At 73.6% G+C, this 14,775-nt stretch carries 15 protein-coding genes; 6 read left to right on the top strand and 9 right to left on the bottom strand.

The window, feature by feature from the left end:
• The first annotated feature begins 16 nt into the window (after positions 1-16).
• From FB467_RS09980 to FB467_RS09965, 4 genes are read left to right on the top strand one after another with little or no spacing between them, the layout of a single operon-like run.
• Positions 17-1,015 carry a metal ABC transporter substrate-binding protein gene (locus FB467_RS09980; protein ID WP_141784962.1) on the top strand — a complete coding sequence of 333 codons (999 nt, stop codon included), beginning with the start codon at positions 17-19 and terminating at the stop codon, positions 1,013-1,015.
• Positions 1,012-1,869 (top strand): metal ABC transporter ATP-binding protein, encoded by an 858-nt coding sequence (locus FB467_RS09975; protein WP_141784961.1) that lies wholly within the window; start codon positions 1,012-1,014, stop codon positions 1,867-1,869. Before FB467_RS09980 ends, FB467_RS09975 begins: the two co-directional genes overlap by 4 nt.
• On the top strand, positions 1,869-2,900 hold the full coding sequence (locus FB467_RS09970) for a metal ABC transporter permease (RefSeq protein ID WP_141784960.1): 1,032 nt from the start codon (positions 1,869-1,871) through the stop codon (positions 2,898-2,900). Before FB467_RS09975 ends, FB467_RS09970 begins: the two co-directional genes overlap by 1 nt.
• Complete coding sequence (locus tag FB467_RS09965; protein ID WP_141784959.1) at positions 2,897-3,292, top strand: Fur family transcriptional regulator; 396 nt, start codon at positions 2,897-2,899, stop codon at positions 3,290-3,292. Before FB467_RS09970 ends, FB467_RS09965 begins: the two co-directional genes overlap by 4 nt.
• A 48-nt stretch (positions 3,293-3,340) precedes the next feature.
• On the opposite strand, the gene FB467_RS09960 is transcribed toward FB467_RS09965, so the two are convergent.
• Positions 3,341-4,165: a siderophore-interacting protein gene (locus FB467_RS09960; protein ID WP_194288323.1), complete on the bottom strand. Its 825-nt coding sequence runs from the start codon at positions 4,163-4,165 to the stop codon at positions 3,341-3,343.
• A gap of 179 nt (positions 4,166-4,344) precedes the next feature.
• On the opposite strand from FB467_RS09960, the gene fdhA reads away from it, so the two are divergent.
• A complete protein-coding gene (fdhA, locus tag FB467_RS09955; RefSeq protein WP_141784958.1) occupies positions 4,345-5,559 on the top strand; it encodes a formaldehyde dehydrogenase, glutathione-independent in 1,215 nt (404 codons plus the stop codon).
• A 24-nt stretch (positions 5,560-5,583) separates the two neighbouring features.
• Here the strand turns inward: fdhA and FB467_RS09950 are convergent, their stop codons facing one another.
• From FB467_RS09950 to FB467_RS09935, 4 genes are all read right to left on the bottom strand, one after another.
• A complete protein-coding gene (locus FB467_RS09950; protein ID WP_141784957.1) occupies positions 5,584-6,423 on the bottom strand; it encodes an isoprenyl transferase in 840 nt (279 codons plus the stop codon).
• A gap of 13 nt (positions 6,424-6,436) precedes the next feature.
• Positions 6,437-7,165 carry a DNA repair protein RecO gene (recO, locus tag FB467_RS09945; RefSeq protein ID WP_141784956.1) on the bottom strand — a complete coding sequence of 243 codons (729 nt, stop codon included), beginning with the start codon at positions 7,163-7,165 and terminating at the stop codon, positions 6,437-6,439.
• Between the two features lie 78 nt (positions 7,166-7,243).
• Positions 7,244-8,044, bottom strand: coding sequence for a methyltransferase domain-containing protein (locus FB467_RS09940; RefSeq protein WP_141784955.1), 801 nt, complete (start codon positions 8,042-8,044; stop codon positions 7,244-7,246).
• Between the two features lie 44 nt (positions 8,045-8,088).
• Positions 8,089-8,547, bottom strand: a complete 459-nt coding sequence (locus FB467_RS09935) for a GNAT family N-acetyltransferase (RefSeq protein ID WP_141784954.1) — start codon at positions 8,545-8,547, stop codon at positions 8,089-8,091.
• Positions 8,548-8,610: 63 nt separating this feature from the next.
• Here FB467_RS09935 and FB467_RS09930 point away from each other — a divergent pair, with 63 nt between their 5' ends.
• Positions 8,611-9,258 (top strand): alpha-ketoglutarate-dependent dioxygenase AlkB, encoded by a 648-nt coding sequence (locus FB467_RS09930; RefSeq protein ID WP_141784953.1) that lies wholly within the window; start codon positions 8,611-8,613, stop codon positions 9,256-9,258.
• 6 nt (positions 9,259-9,264) lie between these two features.
• Here the strand turns inward: FB467_RS09930 and ptsP are convergent, their stop codons facing one another.
• From ptsP to FB467_RS09910, 4 genes are all read right to left on the bottom strand, one after another.
• Complete coding sequence (gene ptsP / locus FB467_RS09925) at positions 9,265-11,778, bottom strand: phosphoenolpyruvate--protein phosphotransferase (RefSeq protein ID WP_141784952.1); 2,514 nt, start codon at positions 11,776-11,778, stop codon at positions 9,265-9,267.
• Between the two features lie 81 nt (positions 11,779-11,859).
• Positions 11,860-12,492, bottom strand: coding sequence for a dihydroxyacetone kinase subunit DhaL (gene dhaL, locus FB467_RS09920; RefSeq protein WP_425325832.1), 633 nt, complete (start codon positions 12,490-12,492; stop codon positions 11,860-11,862).
• A complete protein-coding gene (gene dhaK, locus FB467_RS09915) occupies positions 12,489-13,493 on the bottom strand; it encodes a dihydroxyacetone kinase subunit DhaK (RefSeq protein ID WP_141784951.1) in 1,005 nt (334 codons plus the stop codon). The genes dhaL and dhaK overlap by 4 nt, the downstream gene beginning before the upstream one ends.
• 51 nt (positions 13,494-13,544) lie before the next feature.
• Positions 13,545-14,762 (bottom strand): cysteine desulfurase-like protein, encoded by a 1,218-nt coding sequence (locus FB467_RS09910; RefSeq protein WP_141784950.1) that lies wholly within the window; start codon positions 14,760-14,762, stop codon positions 13,545-13,547.
• Positions 14,763-14,775: the final 13 nt, after the last annotated feature.

Raw genomic sequence — 14,775 nt, 5'->3', positions numbered from 1 at the left:
GCCGCACCATGGAGCAATGCCGCTGACCCCTCGCGCCCGCCTCCGCCCGCTCTCCCTCGTCCTGCTGGGCACCGCCCTGGTGGCGACCGGGTGCGGCAGCGGGGACGACGGCGGAGCGGGTGGCGGGGACGCCGACCTCACGGTCGTCGCCGGGTTCTACCCGCTGGAGTACGCCACGCAGCGGGTCGCCGGGGACACCGGTGCCGTCGAGGTCGTCGGGCTCACCAGCCCGGGCGTCGACCCGCACGACCTGGAGCTCACGCCGCGCCAGGTGGGCACCGTCCAGAGCGCGGACCTGGTGGTGCTCTCCGGCGGGATGCAGGCGGCCCTCGACGACGCCGCGACCAGCCAGGCGGCCGAGCACACCCTCGACGTCAACGACGTCGTCGACCTGGCCAGCACCGGGGACGTCGAGCACGGCGGGGAGGACCACGGCGACCACGCCGAGGACGACCACGCCGGGAAGGACGACCACGAGGGCCACGACCACGGCGGCGTCGACCCGCACTTCTGGCTCGACCCGGACCGCTACTCGGCCGCCGTCGGGGCGATCGCCGACGAGCTGGCCGGGCTCGACCCGGACCACGCGGAGGACTACCGGGCCAACGCCACCGCCTTCCAGGAGGAGCTGGCGGCGCTGGACGAGGAGCTGGCCGCCGGCCTGGCCGACTGCCGGATCGACACGGTGGTCACCACGCACACCGCCTTCGGCTACCTGACGGACCGGTACGGCCTGCACCAGGTCGGCATCACCGGCGTCTCCCCGGACTCCGAGCCCAGCCCGGCGCGGATGGCCGAGATCACCCACGTCGTGCAGGATGCCGGGGTGGACACGATCTACTCCGAGGTGCTCCTGGGCGGCGACCTGGCCCAGGTGATCGCGGACGAGACCGGCACCGAGGTGCTGGTGCTCGACCCGGTCGAGGGGATCACCGACGCCTCCGCCGGGTCCGACTACCTGGAGGTCATGCGGTCCAACCTGGAGGCGCTGCGCCAGGGACAGGACTGTTCGTGAGCAGCGCGACCGGGCAGGCCGCGCCGGACACCCCCGTCCTGGACTTGCGCCACGCCGGCTTCGGGTATGCCGGGCGTCCCGTCCTCGAGGACGTCACCCTCCGGATCCGCCCCGGTGAGGTGGTCGCCCTGCTCGGGCCCAACGGGTCCGGCAAGTCGACCCTGGTCCGCGGGCTGCTGGGGCTGAACGACCACCTGTCCGGCCACGGCGAGGTGTTCGGCGTCCCGCTGAACCGGATCCGGGACCGCAGCCGGGTCGGCTACGTGCCGCAACGGCATACCCTCTCCGGGTCGGTGCGCTCCACGGTGCGCGAGGTCGTCGCCACCGGACAGCTGGCCACCCGCCCCTGGTGGCGCCCGGCCACCCGCGAGCAGCGGGACCGGGTGACCCAGGCCCTCCGGACCGTCGGGTTGGACGACCGGGCCAAGGACGACGTCGCGACGCTGTCCGGCGGGCAGCAGCGCCGGGTGCTGATCGCCCGGGCGATGGCCGCCCGGCCGGACGTGCTGATCATGGACGAACCCACCGCCGGGGTGGACGCCGCCAGCCAGGACGTGCTCGCGGCCGTGCTGCGGCGCCTGGCCGGGTTGGGGGTAACGATGATCGTGGTCACCCACGAGCTCGCGGCGCTGCGCGGCATCGTGGACCGGATCGTCGAGCTCGAGCTCGGCGCGATCAGCTTCGACGGCACGCCGCAGCAGTATGCCGTGCACCGCGCCAGGGTGACCGCCGCCACCGCCGCCCACCCGCACGAGGCGCACCACCATCACCACGACGACGAGGACGAGCCGGAGGGCCTGAGCTGGCTGGGCTCCGGCCCCCTCGACGCCGCCGATCCGGGAGAGGACCGCTGATGGCCGAGATCCTCAGCCTGGACTTCATGCGCAACGCCCTGCTGGCCGCGCTCCTGGTGGGCGCCGCGGCGCCTCTGGTCGGGATCTTCCTGGTGCAGCGCCGGCTGTCCCTCATCGGGGACGGGATGGGTCACGTGGCCCTCGCCGGGGTCGCGATCGGCGTCTTCCTGGACACCCAACCGCTGGTCACCGCGATGGCGGCCGCCGTCTTCGCCGGGGTGGCCATCGAGGTGATCCGGGCCCGCGGGCGGACCAGCGGTGACATCGCCCTGGCCGTGATGTTCTACGGCGGGATCGCGGCCGGCGTGGTGATCATCAACCGGGTCGACGGCAGCCAGACCGCCAACCTCACCGGTTACCTCTTCGGGGCGATCACCACCACCTCCGGCCAGGACCTGGTCGTCTTCGGGGTGCTCTGCGCCGTGATCATGGGCGTCACGCTGGTGCTGCACCAGCGGCTGTTCGCCGTGGCCGGCGACGAGGAGTACGCCCGGGCCAGCGGGCTGCCGGTGATGGCGCTCAACATCACCCTGTCCGTCCTCACCGCGGTCACCGTCGTGGTCTCGATGCGGGTCGTCGGCCTGCTCCTGATCAGCGCCCTGATGATCGTGCCGAATGCGGCCGCCCAGCAGGTCGCCCGCAGCTTCCGCACCACGATGGTCTGGGCCGTGGCCTTCGGCGTGCTGTCCTCCGTCGGTGGCGTGGTGACCTCCTTCTACGCCGACACCGCGGCGGGCGGCACCATCGTGCTGTTGGCGATCGCGGTGTTCCTGGCGGTGGCCGGCGCGACGGGCCTGGCCCGGGCGGCCACCAAGCGGGCACACCGGGTCGCCGAGCGCCACCCGCACGAGCACGGACCGGGTTGCGGCCACCGGGCGGTCCCGCACGGTGACCACGTCGACTACCTGCACGGGGAGCACCGCCACGCACCGCACGGGGCCCACTACGACGAGCACGGTGAGCACACGGCCTACCCTGGGGACACCGGTGCGACCGACGACCCTTCCGAGCAGGAGCAGGTGACACGATGACTTCGACGCGGCGCCGCCCCACGCGGCAGCAGGCTGCCGTCGCGGCCCAGTTGGAGACCCTGGAGGACTTCACCTCCGCCCAGGAGCTGCACGCCAAGATGCGGGCGGCCGGCGACAAGGTCGGCCTGGCCACCGTCTACCGCACCCTCACCGTGCTCGCCGAGGACGGCGAGGTGGACGTGCTGCGGACCGACGAGGGTGAGGCGGTCTACCGGATGTGCAGCACCGGTCACCACCACCACCTGGTATGCCGTGGGTGCGGTCGCACGGTCGAGGTGGAGGGACCGACCGTCGAGCGATGGACCGAGCGGGTGGCCGCCGAGCACGGGTTCACCGAGGTCGCGCACACCCTGGAGATCTTCGGACTCTGCGCGGACTGCTCCGCCCGCTGACGCCGGCGGCGCCCCGCCCTCGGCGCACCCAGCCGCGCACCCGGGGACTCAGTGCCCCTTGGGTGCCTTCCAGTAGCCGGTGAAGGTGATCCGGTCCTTCGGGACTCCCGCCGCGATCCAGTGCCGCCGCATCCCGGTCGGGACCTGCTGCTCCCCCACCGCCCAGCAGTAGCCGGGGACGGTGCTCGGCGCGGCCGACCGGGCCGCGGCGAGCACCGCCGCGCCGGGACGGGCGTGCAGGTCCTCGCGCACCACCCAGGTCAGCTCCACCCCCTCCGGCCCCGGCAGGTCCTGCCGGTCCGCCGCCGTCGGCACCTCGACCCAGGCCCGCCCGGTGAAGTCCTCCGGCAGCGAGGCCAGGATCCCCGCTACCGCAGGGAGCCCGGTCTCGTCGGCGACGATCTCGGTGCTGCGCACCTCCGCCGGCGGGGTGAAGGTGATGCCCTCGTCCAGGATGGCCACGACGTCACCGGGCGAGCAGGCCTGCGCCCAGGACGCCGCGGGACCGGCACCGTCCCCCTCGCCGTGCAGCACGAAGTCGACGTCGATCTCGGGCCCGTCCGCGGTGACCCGGTGGGCGCGCACCGTGTAGTTGCGCAGCACGGGTCGCTGCGTCTTGCTGATCGCCAGGAACTTCAGATAGGAGAGCGTGTCCAGCTTCCCGGGCAGCCGGGACAGCGAGTCCTCGGCGACCGGGATGAACAGCCGGAACCACTGGTCGTAGCCCATCGGGGTGAACTTCTCGATGTCGCCCCGGCCGAGCGTGACCCGTGCGAAACTCGGCGTGACCTGCTCCCGGCCGAGCACCTCCAGGGTGAGCAGGCCGGTCTGCTCCGGCTTGATCCGGCTCGCCCCGATGTTCGTCTTGGCCACGTGCCCAGCCTTCCGTCGATCTCTAAGGTTTCCCTAACCTTACTTCCTACAGGCTCAGGTTCGGCGGCACCCATGGTCAAAAGCCGCGGGACGACATACGGTGGCTGGATCCCCAGTGATGCGACCGCGAGCGTGGTCCGTCCCCGGCCCCCGGCTCGCGGCGCTGAGAGCGAGCACCCATGTCGAGCAACAGAGCCATTGCCTACACGGGCCCGGGACACGTCGAGGTCCAGGACATCCCGTACCCCACGTTCGAGCTGCAGGACGGTCCCGGGGTGAACCCGGCGAACGTCGGTCGGGCGCTGCCCCACGCGGCGATCCTGAAGGTGGTCACCACCAACATCTGCGGATCGGACCAGCACATGGTCCGCGGCCGCACCACCGCCCCGGAGAACCTCGTGCTGGGCCACGAGATCACCGGCGAGGTGATCGAGACGGGACCGGGGGTGGAGTTCATCAAGGAGGGTGACCTCTGCTCGGTGCCGTTCAACATCGCCTGTGGCCGGTGCCGCAACTGCAAGGAGCGGCTGACCGGCATCTGCCTCAACGTGAACCCGGACCGGCCGGGTAGCGCCTACGGCTACGTCGACATGGGCGGCTGGGTCGGCGGGCAGGCCGAGTACGTGCTGGTGCCGTATGCCGACTGGAACCTGCTCAAGTTCCCGGACAAGGACCAGGCGATGGAGAAGATCCTCGACCTGACGATGCTGTCGGACATCTTCCCCACCGGGTTCCACGGGGCCGTCACCTCGGGCGTCGGTGTGGGGTCCACCGTCTACGTCGCCGGGGCGGGGCCGGTCGGGCTGGCCGCGGCCGCCTCGGCGCAGCTGCTCGGCGCGGCCGTGGTGGTCGTCGGGGACCTGAACGCCGACCGCTTGGAGCAGGCCCGCAGCTTCGGCTGCGAGACGATCGACGTCTCGAAGGGCGACCCGGGCGACCAGCTCGAGCAGCTGCTGGGGGTGCCCGAGGTCGACTGCGGCATCGATGCCGTCGGGTTCGAGGCCAGGGGCCACGGCGAGGGGTCCAGCCAGGAGGCACCGGCCACGGTCCTCAACTCGCTGATGACCATCACCCGGGCCGGCGGCGGGCTCGGCATCCCGGGGTTGTACGTCACGGGTGACCCCGGCGGCGTCGACGAGGCGGCGCAGGAGGGTTCGCTGTCGCTGCGCCTCGGCCTCGGCTGGGCCAAGTCGCACTCGTTCATGACCGGTCAGTGCCCGGTGATGAAGTACCACCGCGGCCTGATGATGGCGATCCTGCACGACCGGGTGCAGATCGCCAAGGCGGTCAATGCCACCACGGTCTCCCTCGACGAGGCGCCCCAGGCCTACGCCGATTTCGACTCCGGCGTGGCCAAGAAGTACGTCATCGACCCGCACGGGCTGGTCGGCTGACCCGGGCCACCGGTCGCGGCGGCGTCAGCCGCGACCGGTGGGCCGGTCCGCCGCACCGTCGGTGGACCGGTCCACCGCCCCGCCGTAGCGCCGGTCGCGCTCGGCGTAGATCTGGATGCCCTCCCACAGGTGGCGCCGGTCGAAGTCGGGCCAGAGCGTGTCCAGGAACACCATCTCGGCATACGCGGACTGCCACACCAGGAAGTTGGAGGTGCGCTGCTCCCCCGAGGAGCGCAGGAACAGGTCCACGTCCGGCACGTCCGGGTGGTAGAGGTGCCGGGCCACGGTCCGCTCGTCGATCCGGGAGGGGTCCAGCCGCCCCGCCGCCACGTCCTGCCCGATCGCCCGGACCGCGTCGGCGATCTCGGCCCGCCCGCCGTAGTTGACGCAGAAGTTCAGCGTGATGACGTCGTTGTCGCGGGTCATCTCCTCGGCCGTCTGCAGCTCCTTGATCACCGAGCGCCACAGCCGGGGCGCCCGGCCGGACCACACGACCCGGACGCCCCACGAGGACATCTCGTCGCGGCGCCGCCGGATCACGTCGCGGTTGAAGCCCATCAGGAAGCGCACCTCCTCGGCCGAGCGCTTCCAGTTCTCGGTGGAGAAGGCGTAGGCCGAGACGTGCCGGACGCCGATCTCGATCGCCCCGGCGATGACGTCCAGCAGCGAGGACTCCCCCGCCTCGTGCCCGACGGTGCGCGGCAGACCGCGGGCGTTGGCCCACCGGCCGTTGCCGTCCATCACGATCGCCACGTGCTGCGGCACCAGCTCGGCGGGGATCGCCGGGGGCCGGGCACCGCTGGGGTGCGGGAAGGGCGGCACGGGAGCGGGGCGGTCCGCCGGGGTCGGGCGGGAGCGTCTCATCGAGGGCACCCGATCACACCCGCTCCACCAGGCGCAGCGAGCGCACCCCGCGCTCCAGGTGCCACTGCAGGAAGGCGGCGACCAGGCCGCTGCCCTCCCGCCGGTGCCGGGGGTCGCTGGCGTCCGCGGTGGCCCAGTCGCCGCTGAGCAGCGAGGCGAGCAGCACCATCGTCTCCGGTGCCGGGGCCGCGGACCCGGGCGGACGGCATACCGGACAGACCGCGCCGCCGGAGGCGACGTTGAACCCGCGGTGCGGCCCGGTGGCCCCACACTTGGCACAGTCCTGGAAGCTGGCCGCCCACCCGCCGATCGCCATCGCGCGCAGCAGGTAGGAGTCGAGCACCAGCCCGGGCGCGTGGGTGGCGCCGGCGAGCGAGCTCAGGGCGCCGGCCAGGAGGGTGAACTGGCGCAGCGCCGGCTCCCCCTCCTCGGTGAGCCGGTCGCAGGTCTCGAGCATGGCGCTGCACGCCGTCCACGCCTCGTAGTCCCGGGAGATCGCCTCGCCGTAGGAGGCGATCGACTCGGTCTGGGTGACGGTGTCCAGGTTGCGCCCCTCGTAGCACTGCAGGTCCACCACCATGCCCGGCTCGAGCCGGGCCCCGAACCGGGAGCGCGTGCGCCGGACGCCCTTGGCGACGGCGCGCACCTTGCCCCGGTTGCGTCCGAGCATGGTGACGATGCGGTCGGCCTCACCCAGTTTGTGGGTCCGCAGCACGATCGCGGCGTCACGGTAGAGCGGCATGGCCCCATTGTCCCCCGCGGGACCGACAGAGGGCGGCAACCCCGCCGGGCGGACCCGGCGGGTCCTCCCCCACGGGTCTCACGCGCGGGCCAGGATCTCCGCGTTGGGCACCAGGAACCAGCCGGCCGGGTCGTCCTGGAGCCGGCGGAAGGCCTGCGCCATCTCCCGCAGGTCGGCCGGGCTGGCCAGGTCCCCTTCCACCGCCTGGTCGGCGAGCGCGGACTCCCGGACCCGGTCGGCCCACATCCCGCACCAGTAGGCCCGGTCCTCCGGCGTGGCGAAGCACCAGGCACTCGCCCCCGGTTCGACGTCGGTGAAGCCGGCCTCCAGCGCCCAGCCGAGCAGCCGCCGACCCGCGTCCGGCTCGCCGCCGTTACCACGCGCGACGGCCTGGTACACCTCGAGCCAGCCGTCCAGGACGGCGTCCGCGGGGTACCAGGTGAACGCGCCGTAGTCGGCATCCCGGACCGCGACCAGGCCACCCGGGCGGCACACCCGGCGCATCTCGCGCAGCGCCTGCACCGGGTCAGCCACGTGCTGCAGCACCTGGTGCGCGTGCACGACGTCGAAGGTGTCGTCCTCGAACGGCAGGTCATGGACGTCGCCGACCGTCAGCTCGAGGCTGACCCCGGCCTCCCGGGCGGCCTGCGCGGTCAGTTCCAGCACCTCCGCGGAGGTCTCCAGCGCGGTGACCCGGCCCGGCGCGACACGCGCCGCCAGGTCCACGGTGATCGTCCCCGGGCCGCTCCCGACGTCGAGCAGCCGCTGACCGCCGGTCAGGTGCGGGAGCAGGTAGCCGGCCGAGTTCTCCGCCGTGCGCCACCGGTGGGAGCGCAGGACGGTCTCGTGGTGACCGTGGGTGTAGCGGGTCTGGGTCATGGCCAGACCCTACGCGGGGCCGTCCCGGACCGCGCCGGTGGACCTCACGGCTCGAAGGAGACGGCGCGGAACCCCCAGGTCTGCGCGAGCCAGCGGGGGACGAACTGCCCCAGCGCCTCCTCCAGCGGCCCGCCGGCGTGCTCGTCGACCACCCACCAGGACGAGACGGCGTCACACCCCGGGGGCGAGTCCTCCTCGGGCGGATCGATGTAGACGCAGCCGCACAGCCGCCCCTCGGCCTCGTCGAGCACGGCGAAGTTGAACGTCTCCTGCGCCGCGATCTCCCGCTCGTGCCGGACCAGGTCGTCCCGGTCCTCCTCGAGGGTCATCGTCTCCGGCGGCCACCCCCACGCCTCGCCGTACCGTGCCCAGAGCCGGGCCCGGGAGCCCATCACCGCCGGGTAGTCGATGTCGACGTCGCTCCCGCGGATGGGGCGCAGGTGGTGGCCCGTCGCCAGGTCGACACGGTGCGGGGTGACGAACCCGTCGGGCAGCCAGTTCATCCCCGACACGCTACTCCGCGCGAACCCTGGACACGATCGGACAGGTGTTCTATTCTCGAACGCATGTCCGTTGCACTGCAGGGTTCGTTGCTGGACCAGGTCGAGGAGGTCGGCCTGCGTCCGCTCGGTGGCGCCGTGCGCCGTATGCCGTTGAGCCGGGGAGCGTGGATCGACGTCCGCCCCGGGTGGGTCACCGGGTCCGACGACCTGTTCGCCCGGCTAGTCCTGGGCGGTCCGGCCGGGGTGGAGTGGCGCGGCGAGCGCCGCGTGATGTGGGAGCGGGAGGTCGCCACGCCCCGCCTGCTGAGGTTCTACGACGAGCGGGAGACGCTGCCCGACCCGGTACTGACCCGGGCCCGGGAGGACCTGAGCGCCCACTACGCGACCGAGTTGGGTGAGCCGTTCCGGACGGCGGGGATGTGCCTCTACCGCGACGGCCGGGACAGCGTGGCCTGGCACGGCGACCGGTTCGGTCGCGGGGCCAGCCACGACACGATGGTGGCGATCGTCTCGCTGGGTGCACCGCGCGCGCTGCTGCTGCGGCCGCGGGGCGGGGGCGCCGGCCAGACGGTGCGCCAGGTGCTGGGACACGGTGACCTGCTGGTGATGGGCGGATCCTGCCAGCGCACCTGGGAGCATGCGGTGCCCAAGACGGCCAAGCCGGTCGGGCCGCGGATCAGCATCCAGTTCCGCCCGCGCGGGGTGCGCTGAGCGGCCTCAGTCGCGCGACTCCCCGGCCCGGAACCTCCGCACCAGGTCACGCACGTCGGCCGCCGAGTCGGCGTGCACCGCCCGGTCGGCCAGGTCCTCCAGGTCGGTGAGGCCGTGTCGCCGCAGCACGTCCTTGACGGCCGGCACCGAGGCGGTGGTGGCGCTCAGCTCCCGCACGCCCAGCCCGACCAGGAGCAGGGCCAGGTCGGGGTCGCCGGCGGCGTCCCCGCAGACGCAGACCTGCACCCCGTCGGCGACCTCCTCGCAGGTCTCCCGGACGAGCCGGAGCACCGCCGGGTCGGCCGCGTCGGCGATGCCGTCCAGGAAAGGGCTGCCCCGCTCGGCGGCCAGGGTGTACTGGGTGAGGTCGTTGCTGCCGATGCTCACGAAGTCCAGCACCGTGGTCAGCGCCTCGGCGCGCAGCGCGGCCGCCGGGACCTCGACCATGATCCCGACCTGCAGGGCGTCGGGTCGCCCGTCGGCGAGCCGGTGGCTGGCCTCGTCCAGCCGGGCCAGCGCCCAATCGACCTCCTCCACCGTGGTCACCATCGGGAACATCACCCGCACCGGGTGGTGGCGGGCGACCCGGCAGACCGCCTCGAGCTGGTCCACCAGCAGCGTCGGGTCCTCCCGGAAGGAGCGGATGCCGCGCACCCCCAGGAACGGGTTGGCCTCCTCCGGCTGGGGGTGGAACGGCAGCGGCTTGTCGCCGCCGACGTCCCAGGTGCGGATCGTGATGCCGCGGCCCGGCAGCGCCTCGGCGATGGCCTCGAAGGCGGCCACCTGGTCGGCCACCGACGGTGCCTGAGTGCGGTCCCCGAACAGCACCTCGGTCCGGACCAGGCCGGAACCCTCCGCTCCCGCAGCCGCGGCCTGCGCCGCCTCGGCCACCGAGGCGAGGTTGGCCTTGACCGCGATCCGGTGACCGTCCGTGGTCAGGGCCGGTTCCTGCGCGCGTCGGCCCAGCCGCTCCCGCTCCTGGCCGCGTTCCCTCATCAGCTCGTCGAACTCGGCCAGGGTGGCCCCGTCGGGGTCGACCTCGCACCGCCGGGCGTCCTCGTCGAAGGCCACCACGGTGCCCTCGGGCACGTCGCGGACCGCGGCGACGCCGGTGAGCAACGGCACCCCGCGGGCCCGGGCCACCAGCACGCCGTGACCGGTCGCTCCCCCAGCGGTCGTCAGCACCCCGGCGGTCGTGGCCGGGTCCAGGGTGGCGGCGGTCGCCGGGTCCAACTCCTCCACCACCAGGACTACCGGCCGCTGGCCGCCCTCCGTGCCCCCCTGCTCCTGCCCCTGGTCCTGCCCCGCAGGATCTCCCCCGGCCAGCGCCCGCAGCACCCGGTCGCCGACGCTGCTCACGTCCTGGGCCCGCTCGCGCTGGTAGGCGTCCGGCAGACCGGCGAACTCGGCCCGCAGCGCCTCCACCCGCTCCTGCCAGGCGGCCGGGGCACCGGTGCCGGCCCCGATGGCGGCCCGCACCGGGTCCAGCAGCGACGGGTCACCCAGCAGTCCCAGGTGCGCCTCGAAGACCGCCCCCTCCTCCCGTCCCACCTGCTCGGCGGTGCGGTCGGCGAGCGCGGTCAGCTCCTCGGCGGCGCGGGCCAGGGCGGCGTCCAACCGGTGCCCTTCCTGCGCGGCGTCTCCCACGGCATACCCGGAGAGGTCCACGGCGCCCTCCGGCCGGTGGACGGGCCCCACCGCGGCGCGGAGTCCTGAGAACGGGGCCGCGTCGGGCCCGGCGGACTCGGCCGGCGCTGCCCGGTCCGGCTGGTCGCCGAAGCCGGTCGCGGCCAGCGTCACCAGGGCGTCGAGTGCCTCCTGCGCGTGGTCCCCCGTGGCCGCGAGGTCGAGCCGGTGACCCTGGCGGGCGTCGAGGGTGGCGATGGCGGTCAGGCTCCGCCCGTCGACCGGCCCGCGCCCGGAGTCCGGGTTGCTCACCTGCACCCGGGTCCCGGCGAACAGGTTGACGCACTGCACGAACCGCGCGGCCGGCCGGGCGTGGAGACCGTGCGGTGCGGTCACCTCCACCCGGGCGCGCACCGCGTCGTCCGGTAGTGGCTGCGCCTCCTCGGGTATGCCGTCAGTCGGCCCCGCGGACCCGGCATCTGTGTCGGTGCCCAGGTGGTCGACCTTGGCGGCCAGCCCCCGCCCGGCCTCGGCGGCCACCTGGTCCAGTGGGGCACCGGTCCCGGCCGTCACGGCGGCGGCCACCAAACCTTCCACGAGCGGGGCGCTGGAGACCACGACCCGGTCGGCGACCTCGGGGTCGACGAACTCCAGGGCCATCTCCGCGGACAGCACGGCGCTGCCGAGGTCGAGCAGGACCAGGACCCCGTCCCCGGAGTCGGCGCGTCCGATGGCCTCGGCGACGGCCGCGGCGTCGGTGCCGAAGGTCGTCTCGTCCAGCCCGGCCGCCACCTCGATCCGCGGGCGGTCGGCCTCCTGGACCATCTCCGCGGCCAGCGCCACGGCGGCGCTGGCCAGGGGGTGGCTGTGACTGACCACGACGATGCCGATCAACGGTGTCCTCCTGGGTGACGGGCCGACAGGTTCACGGGGCACACGGCATACCGGATCGGCGGGACCCGGCACGGACCGGGGTCAGCCCAGGGTGCGCGCCGCGGACTCCAGCAGGAGCGTGGTGCTGGCCGCCCCCGGGTCGATGTGCCCCCGGCTGCGCTCCCCGAGGTAGCTGGCCCGCCCCTTCCGGGCGATCAGGTCCTTGGTGCCGTCGCGGCCCTTGGCCGCAGCCTCCGCCGCGGCACCCAACGCCGTCGCGAGGTCGGCTCCGTCCGCCGCGGCCGCGTCGAACGCCTCCAGCGCCGGGGCCCACGCGTCATACATCGTCTTGTCCTCGACCTCGGCCTTGCCCCGCGCCAGGACCCCCTCGACCCCGGCGCGCAGCGCCGCCCCCACCTCCGCGGGCCCGGCGTCCTCGACCCCGGCCAACGGACCGGCCATCCGCAGGAAGAACGTGCCGTACAGCGGCCCGCTGGCTCCGCCGACGGTGCTGACCAGGGTCATCCCGACCTTCTTGACGTAGGCGTCGAGCCCGGCGAACTCCTCGCTGTCGGCTAGCGCCGCGGCCTTGACGGTCCCGCGGGCCATGTTGGAGCCGTGGTCGCCGTCGCCGATCGCGCGGTCCAGGTCGGTCAGGTGCTCGGCCTGCTCCGCCACGACGGCGGCGTAGTCGGCGATCCACCGGGTGAAGGACTCCAGGTTCGCCACGCTCACACCCCCCAGCGCAGGCCGGGAGTATTGACGGGGGCGTCCCACAGCCCGACGAGGTCGTCGTCGGCCTTGGCCAGGGTGACCGAGCAGCCGGCCATCTCCAGCGAGGTGATGTAGTTGCCGACCAGCGAGCGGGCCACCGTGACGCCGGCCTTCTCCAGCAGCTGGGCGACCTCGTGGTACATCAGGTAGAGCTCGATCAGCGGGGTGCCGCCCATCCCGTTGACCATCGCGATCACACCGTCGCCGCCCGTGAAGTCCAGGTCCGAAAGGATCGGCTCGACGAGCATCGCGGCCACGTCCTTGGCGGGCGCGATCTGCTTGCGCTCCCGTCCCGGCTCGCCGTGGATCCCGATGCCCACCTCCATCTCGTCCTCGGCCAGGTCGAAGGTGGGTTTGCCCGCGGCCGGCACGGTGCAGGAGGTCAGCGCCATCCCCATCGACCGGCCGTTGCCGTTGACCTTGCTGGCCAGGTCGGCGCAGGCGGCCAGGTCGCGGCCCTCCTCGGCGGCCGCCCCGACCAGCTTCTCCAGCAGCACGGTGACCCCGACCCCGCGCCGACCGGCGGTGTAGAGGGAGTCCTGCACGGCCACGTCGTCGTCGACGACCACCGAGCGCACCTCGGTGCCGCTGTCGGCGGCCGCCAACTCCGCGGCCATCTCGAAGTTCATCACGTCGCCGGTGTAGTTCTTCACGATGTGCAGCACCCCGGCGCCACCGTCCACAGCGGTCGTGGCGGCCATCATCTGGTCCGGGACCGGGGAGGTGAACACCTCACCGGCGCACGCGGCGTCCAGCATCCCGAGGCCGACGAAGCCACCGTGCATCGGCTCGTGACCGGACCCGCCGCCGGAGATCAGACCCACCTTCCCCTGCCGGGGGGCGTCCTTGCGATAGACGATGCGGTTCTCCAGGTCGACCCGGAGCCGGTCGGGGTGGGCGACAGCCATCCCCTGGAGTGCCTCGACGACGACATCGGCAGGGTCGTTGATGAGTTTCTTCATGGGGCCCAGCCAACCACCAATGTCGGTCCGCCGGTAGGGGGCGTGGGCGGCTCAGCGGGGCGTGTCCGCCAGGAACCCCGAGAGACCGTCCAGCAGCCGGTCGACGTCGTCGTCGCTGGTGTAGGGCGCGATGCCGGCCCGGACGACACCCTCCCCCTGCAGCCCCAGCGCGTGGGCCGGCTCGTGGGCGTAGAACGTCCCCGCGGGGGCCAGCACGTCCCGTTCCGCCAGGTAGCGGGCGGCCGCCCGGACCGAGCGGCCGGGGAAGGTGAGCGCGAGCGTCGGGGTGCGCTCCGCGGCGCGCGAGTGCAGCACCACGTCCCCGCCGAGGGCCGACAGCCCCTCCTCAATCCGCGACCGCAGCGCGAGCTCGCGCTCGGCGAGGGCGTGGTGGGAGGCCAGGAGCCGCGCCCGTCGGCCGGTGGCCGGGCCCGGCGCGAGGTCGGCCAGGACCTCCACCGCGGCGGTCACCCCGGCCAGCACCTCGTACGGCAGGGTCCCGAGCTCGAACCGCTCCGGGACCTCGTCGGGCGAGGGCAGCAGCTTGTCCGGGTGGACCGTCTCGAGCCAGGCGGGGTCCGCGGCGAGCACCCCGCAGTGCGGCCCGAGGAACTTGTAGGGCGAGCAGACGAAGGCGTCGGCGCCGAGGCCGGCGAGGTCGACCGCGGCGTGCGCGGTGTAGTGCACCCCGTCGACCCAGAGGAGCGCCCCCGCGGCGTGCACCCGCTCGGCGATCCGGGCGAGCGGTGGCATCGTGCCGACCAGGTTGGAGGCGGCCGTGACGGCGACTAGCCGGGTGCGCTCGGACAGCGCCTCGTCGAGGGTGTGCAGGTCCAACTCCGCGGTCGTGGGGTCGACGCCGATCCACCGCACCGTGGCCCCCCTGGCCTCCGCGGCCTGCACCCAGGGACGGACGTTGCAGTCGTGGTCCAGCCGGCTGACCACCACCTCGTCACCGGGCCCCCAGTCCTTGGCCAGGTGCCGGGAGAAGTCGTAGGTCAGCTGGGTGGCGCTGCGGCCGTGCACGATGCCGCGCGGGTCGGCCCCCAGCAGGTCCGCCATCGCGGTCCGGAACTCCTGCACCGCACCGGTGGCGTTGCGCTCGCTGGCGACCGACTCCCCGCGGTTGGACAACGGCCCGGTCAGCGTCGCGGCGATCGCCTCGCCGACCGCCCGCGGGGTCTGCGTGCCGCCCGGCCCGTCGAAGTGGGCGATGCCGGAGGACAGCGAGGGGAAGAGGTCACGGACTGCGGACACGTCGAGGGTCATACCGCATTGTCCC

The organism is Ornithinicoccus hortensis (assembly GCF_006716185.1).
GTDB lineage: Bacteria > Actinomycetota > Actinomycetes > Actinomycetales > Dermatophilaceae > Ornithinicoccus > Ornithinicoccus hortensis.
This window is presented reverse-complemented; position numbering and strand designations above follow the sequence as displayed.

Excerpts from the sequence above, each read along its gene's own strand:
- FB467_RS09940 (WP_141784955.1), bottom strand. The coding sequence starts at position 8,044 with ATGACCCAGACCCGCTACACCCACGGTCACCACGAGACCGTCCTGCGC.
- dhaK (WP_141784951.1), bottom strand. The coding sequence starts at position 13,493 with ATGAAGAAACTCATCAACGACCCTGCCGATGTCGTCGTCGAGGCACTC.
- FB467_RS09965 (WP_141784959.1), top strand. The coding sequence starts at position 2,897 with ATGACTTCGACGCGGCGCCGCCCCACGCGGCAGCAGGCTGCCGTCGCG.
- recO (WP_141784956.1), bottom strand. The coding sequence starts at position 7,165 with ATGCCGCTCTACCGTGACGCCGCGATCGTGCTGCGGACCCACAAACTG.
- fdhA (WP_141784958.1), top strand. The coding sequence starts at position 4,345 with ATGTCGAGCAACAGAGCCATTGCCTACACGGGCCCGGGACACGTCGAG.
- FB467_RS09935 (WP_141784954.1), bottom strand. The coding sequence starts at position 8,547 with ATGAACTGGCTGCCCGACGGGTTCGTCACCCCGCACCGTGTCGACCTG.
- FB467_RS09910 (WP_141784950.1), bottom strand. The coding sequence starts at position 14,762 with ATGACCCTCGACGTGTCCGCAGTCCGTGACCTCTTCCCCTCGCTGTCC.
- FB467_RS09970 (WP_141784960.1), top strand. The coding sequence starts at position 1,869 with ATGGCCGAGATCCTCAGCCTGGACTTCATGCGCAACGCCCTGCTGGCC.
- FB467_RS09930 (WP_141784953.1), top strand. The coding sequence starts at position 8,611 with ATGTCCGTTGCACTGCAGGGTTCGTTGCTGGACCAGGTCGAGGAGGTC.
- FB467_RS09950 (WP_141784957.1), bottom strand. The coding sequence starts at position 6,423 with ATGAGACGCTCCCGCCCGACCCCGGCGGACCGCCCCGCTCCCGTGCCG.
- FB467_RS09980 (WP_141784962.1), top strand. The coding sequence starts at position 17 with ATGCCGCTGACCCCTCGCGCCCGCCTCCGCCCGCTCTCCCTCGTCCTG.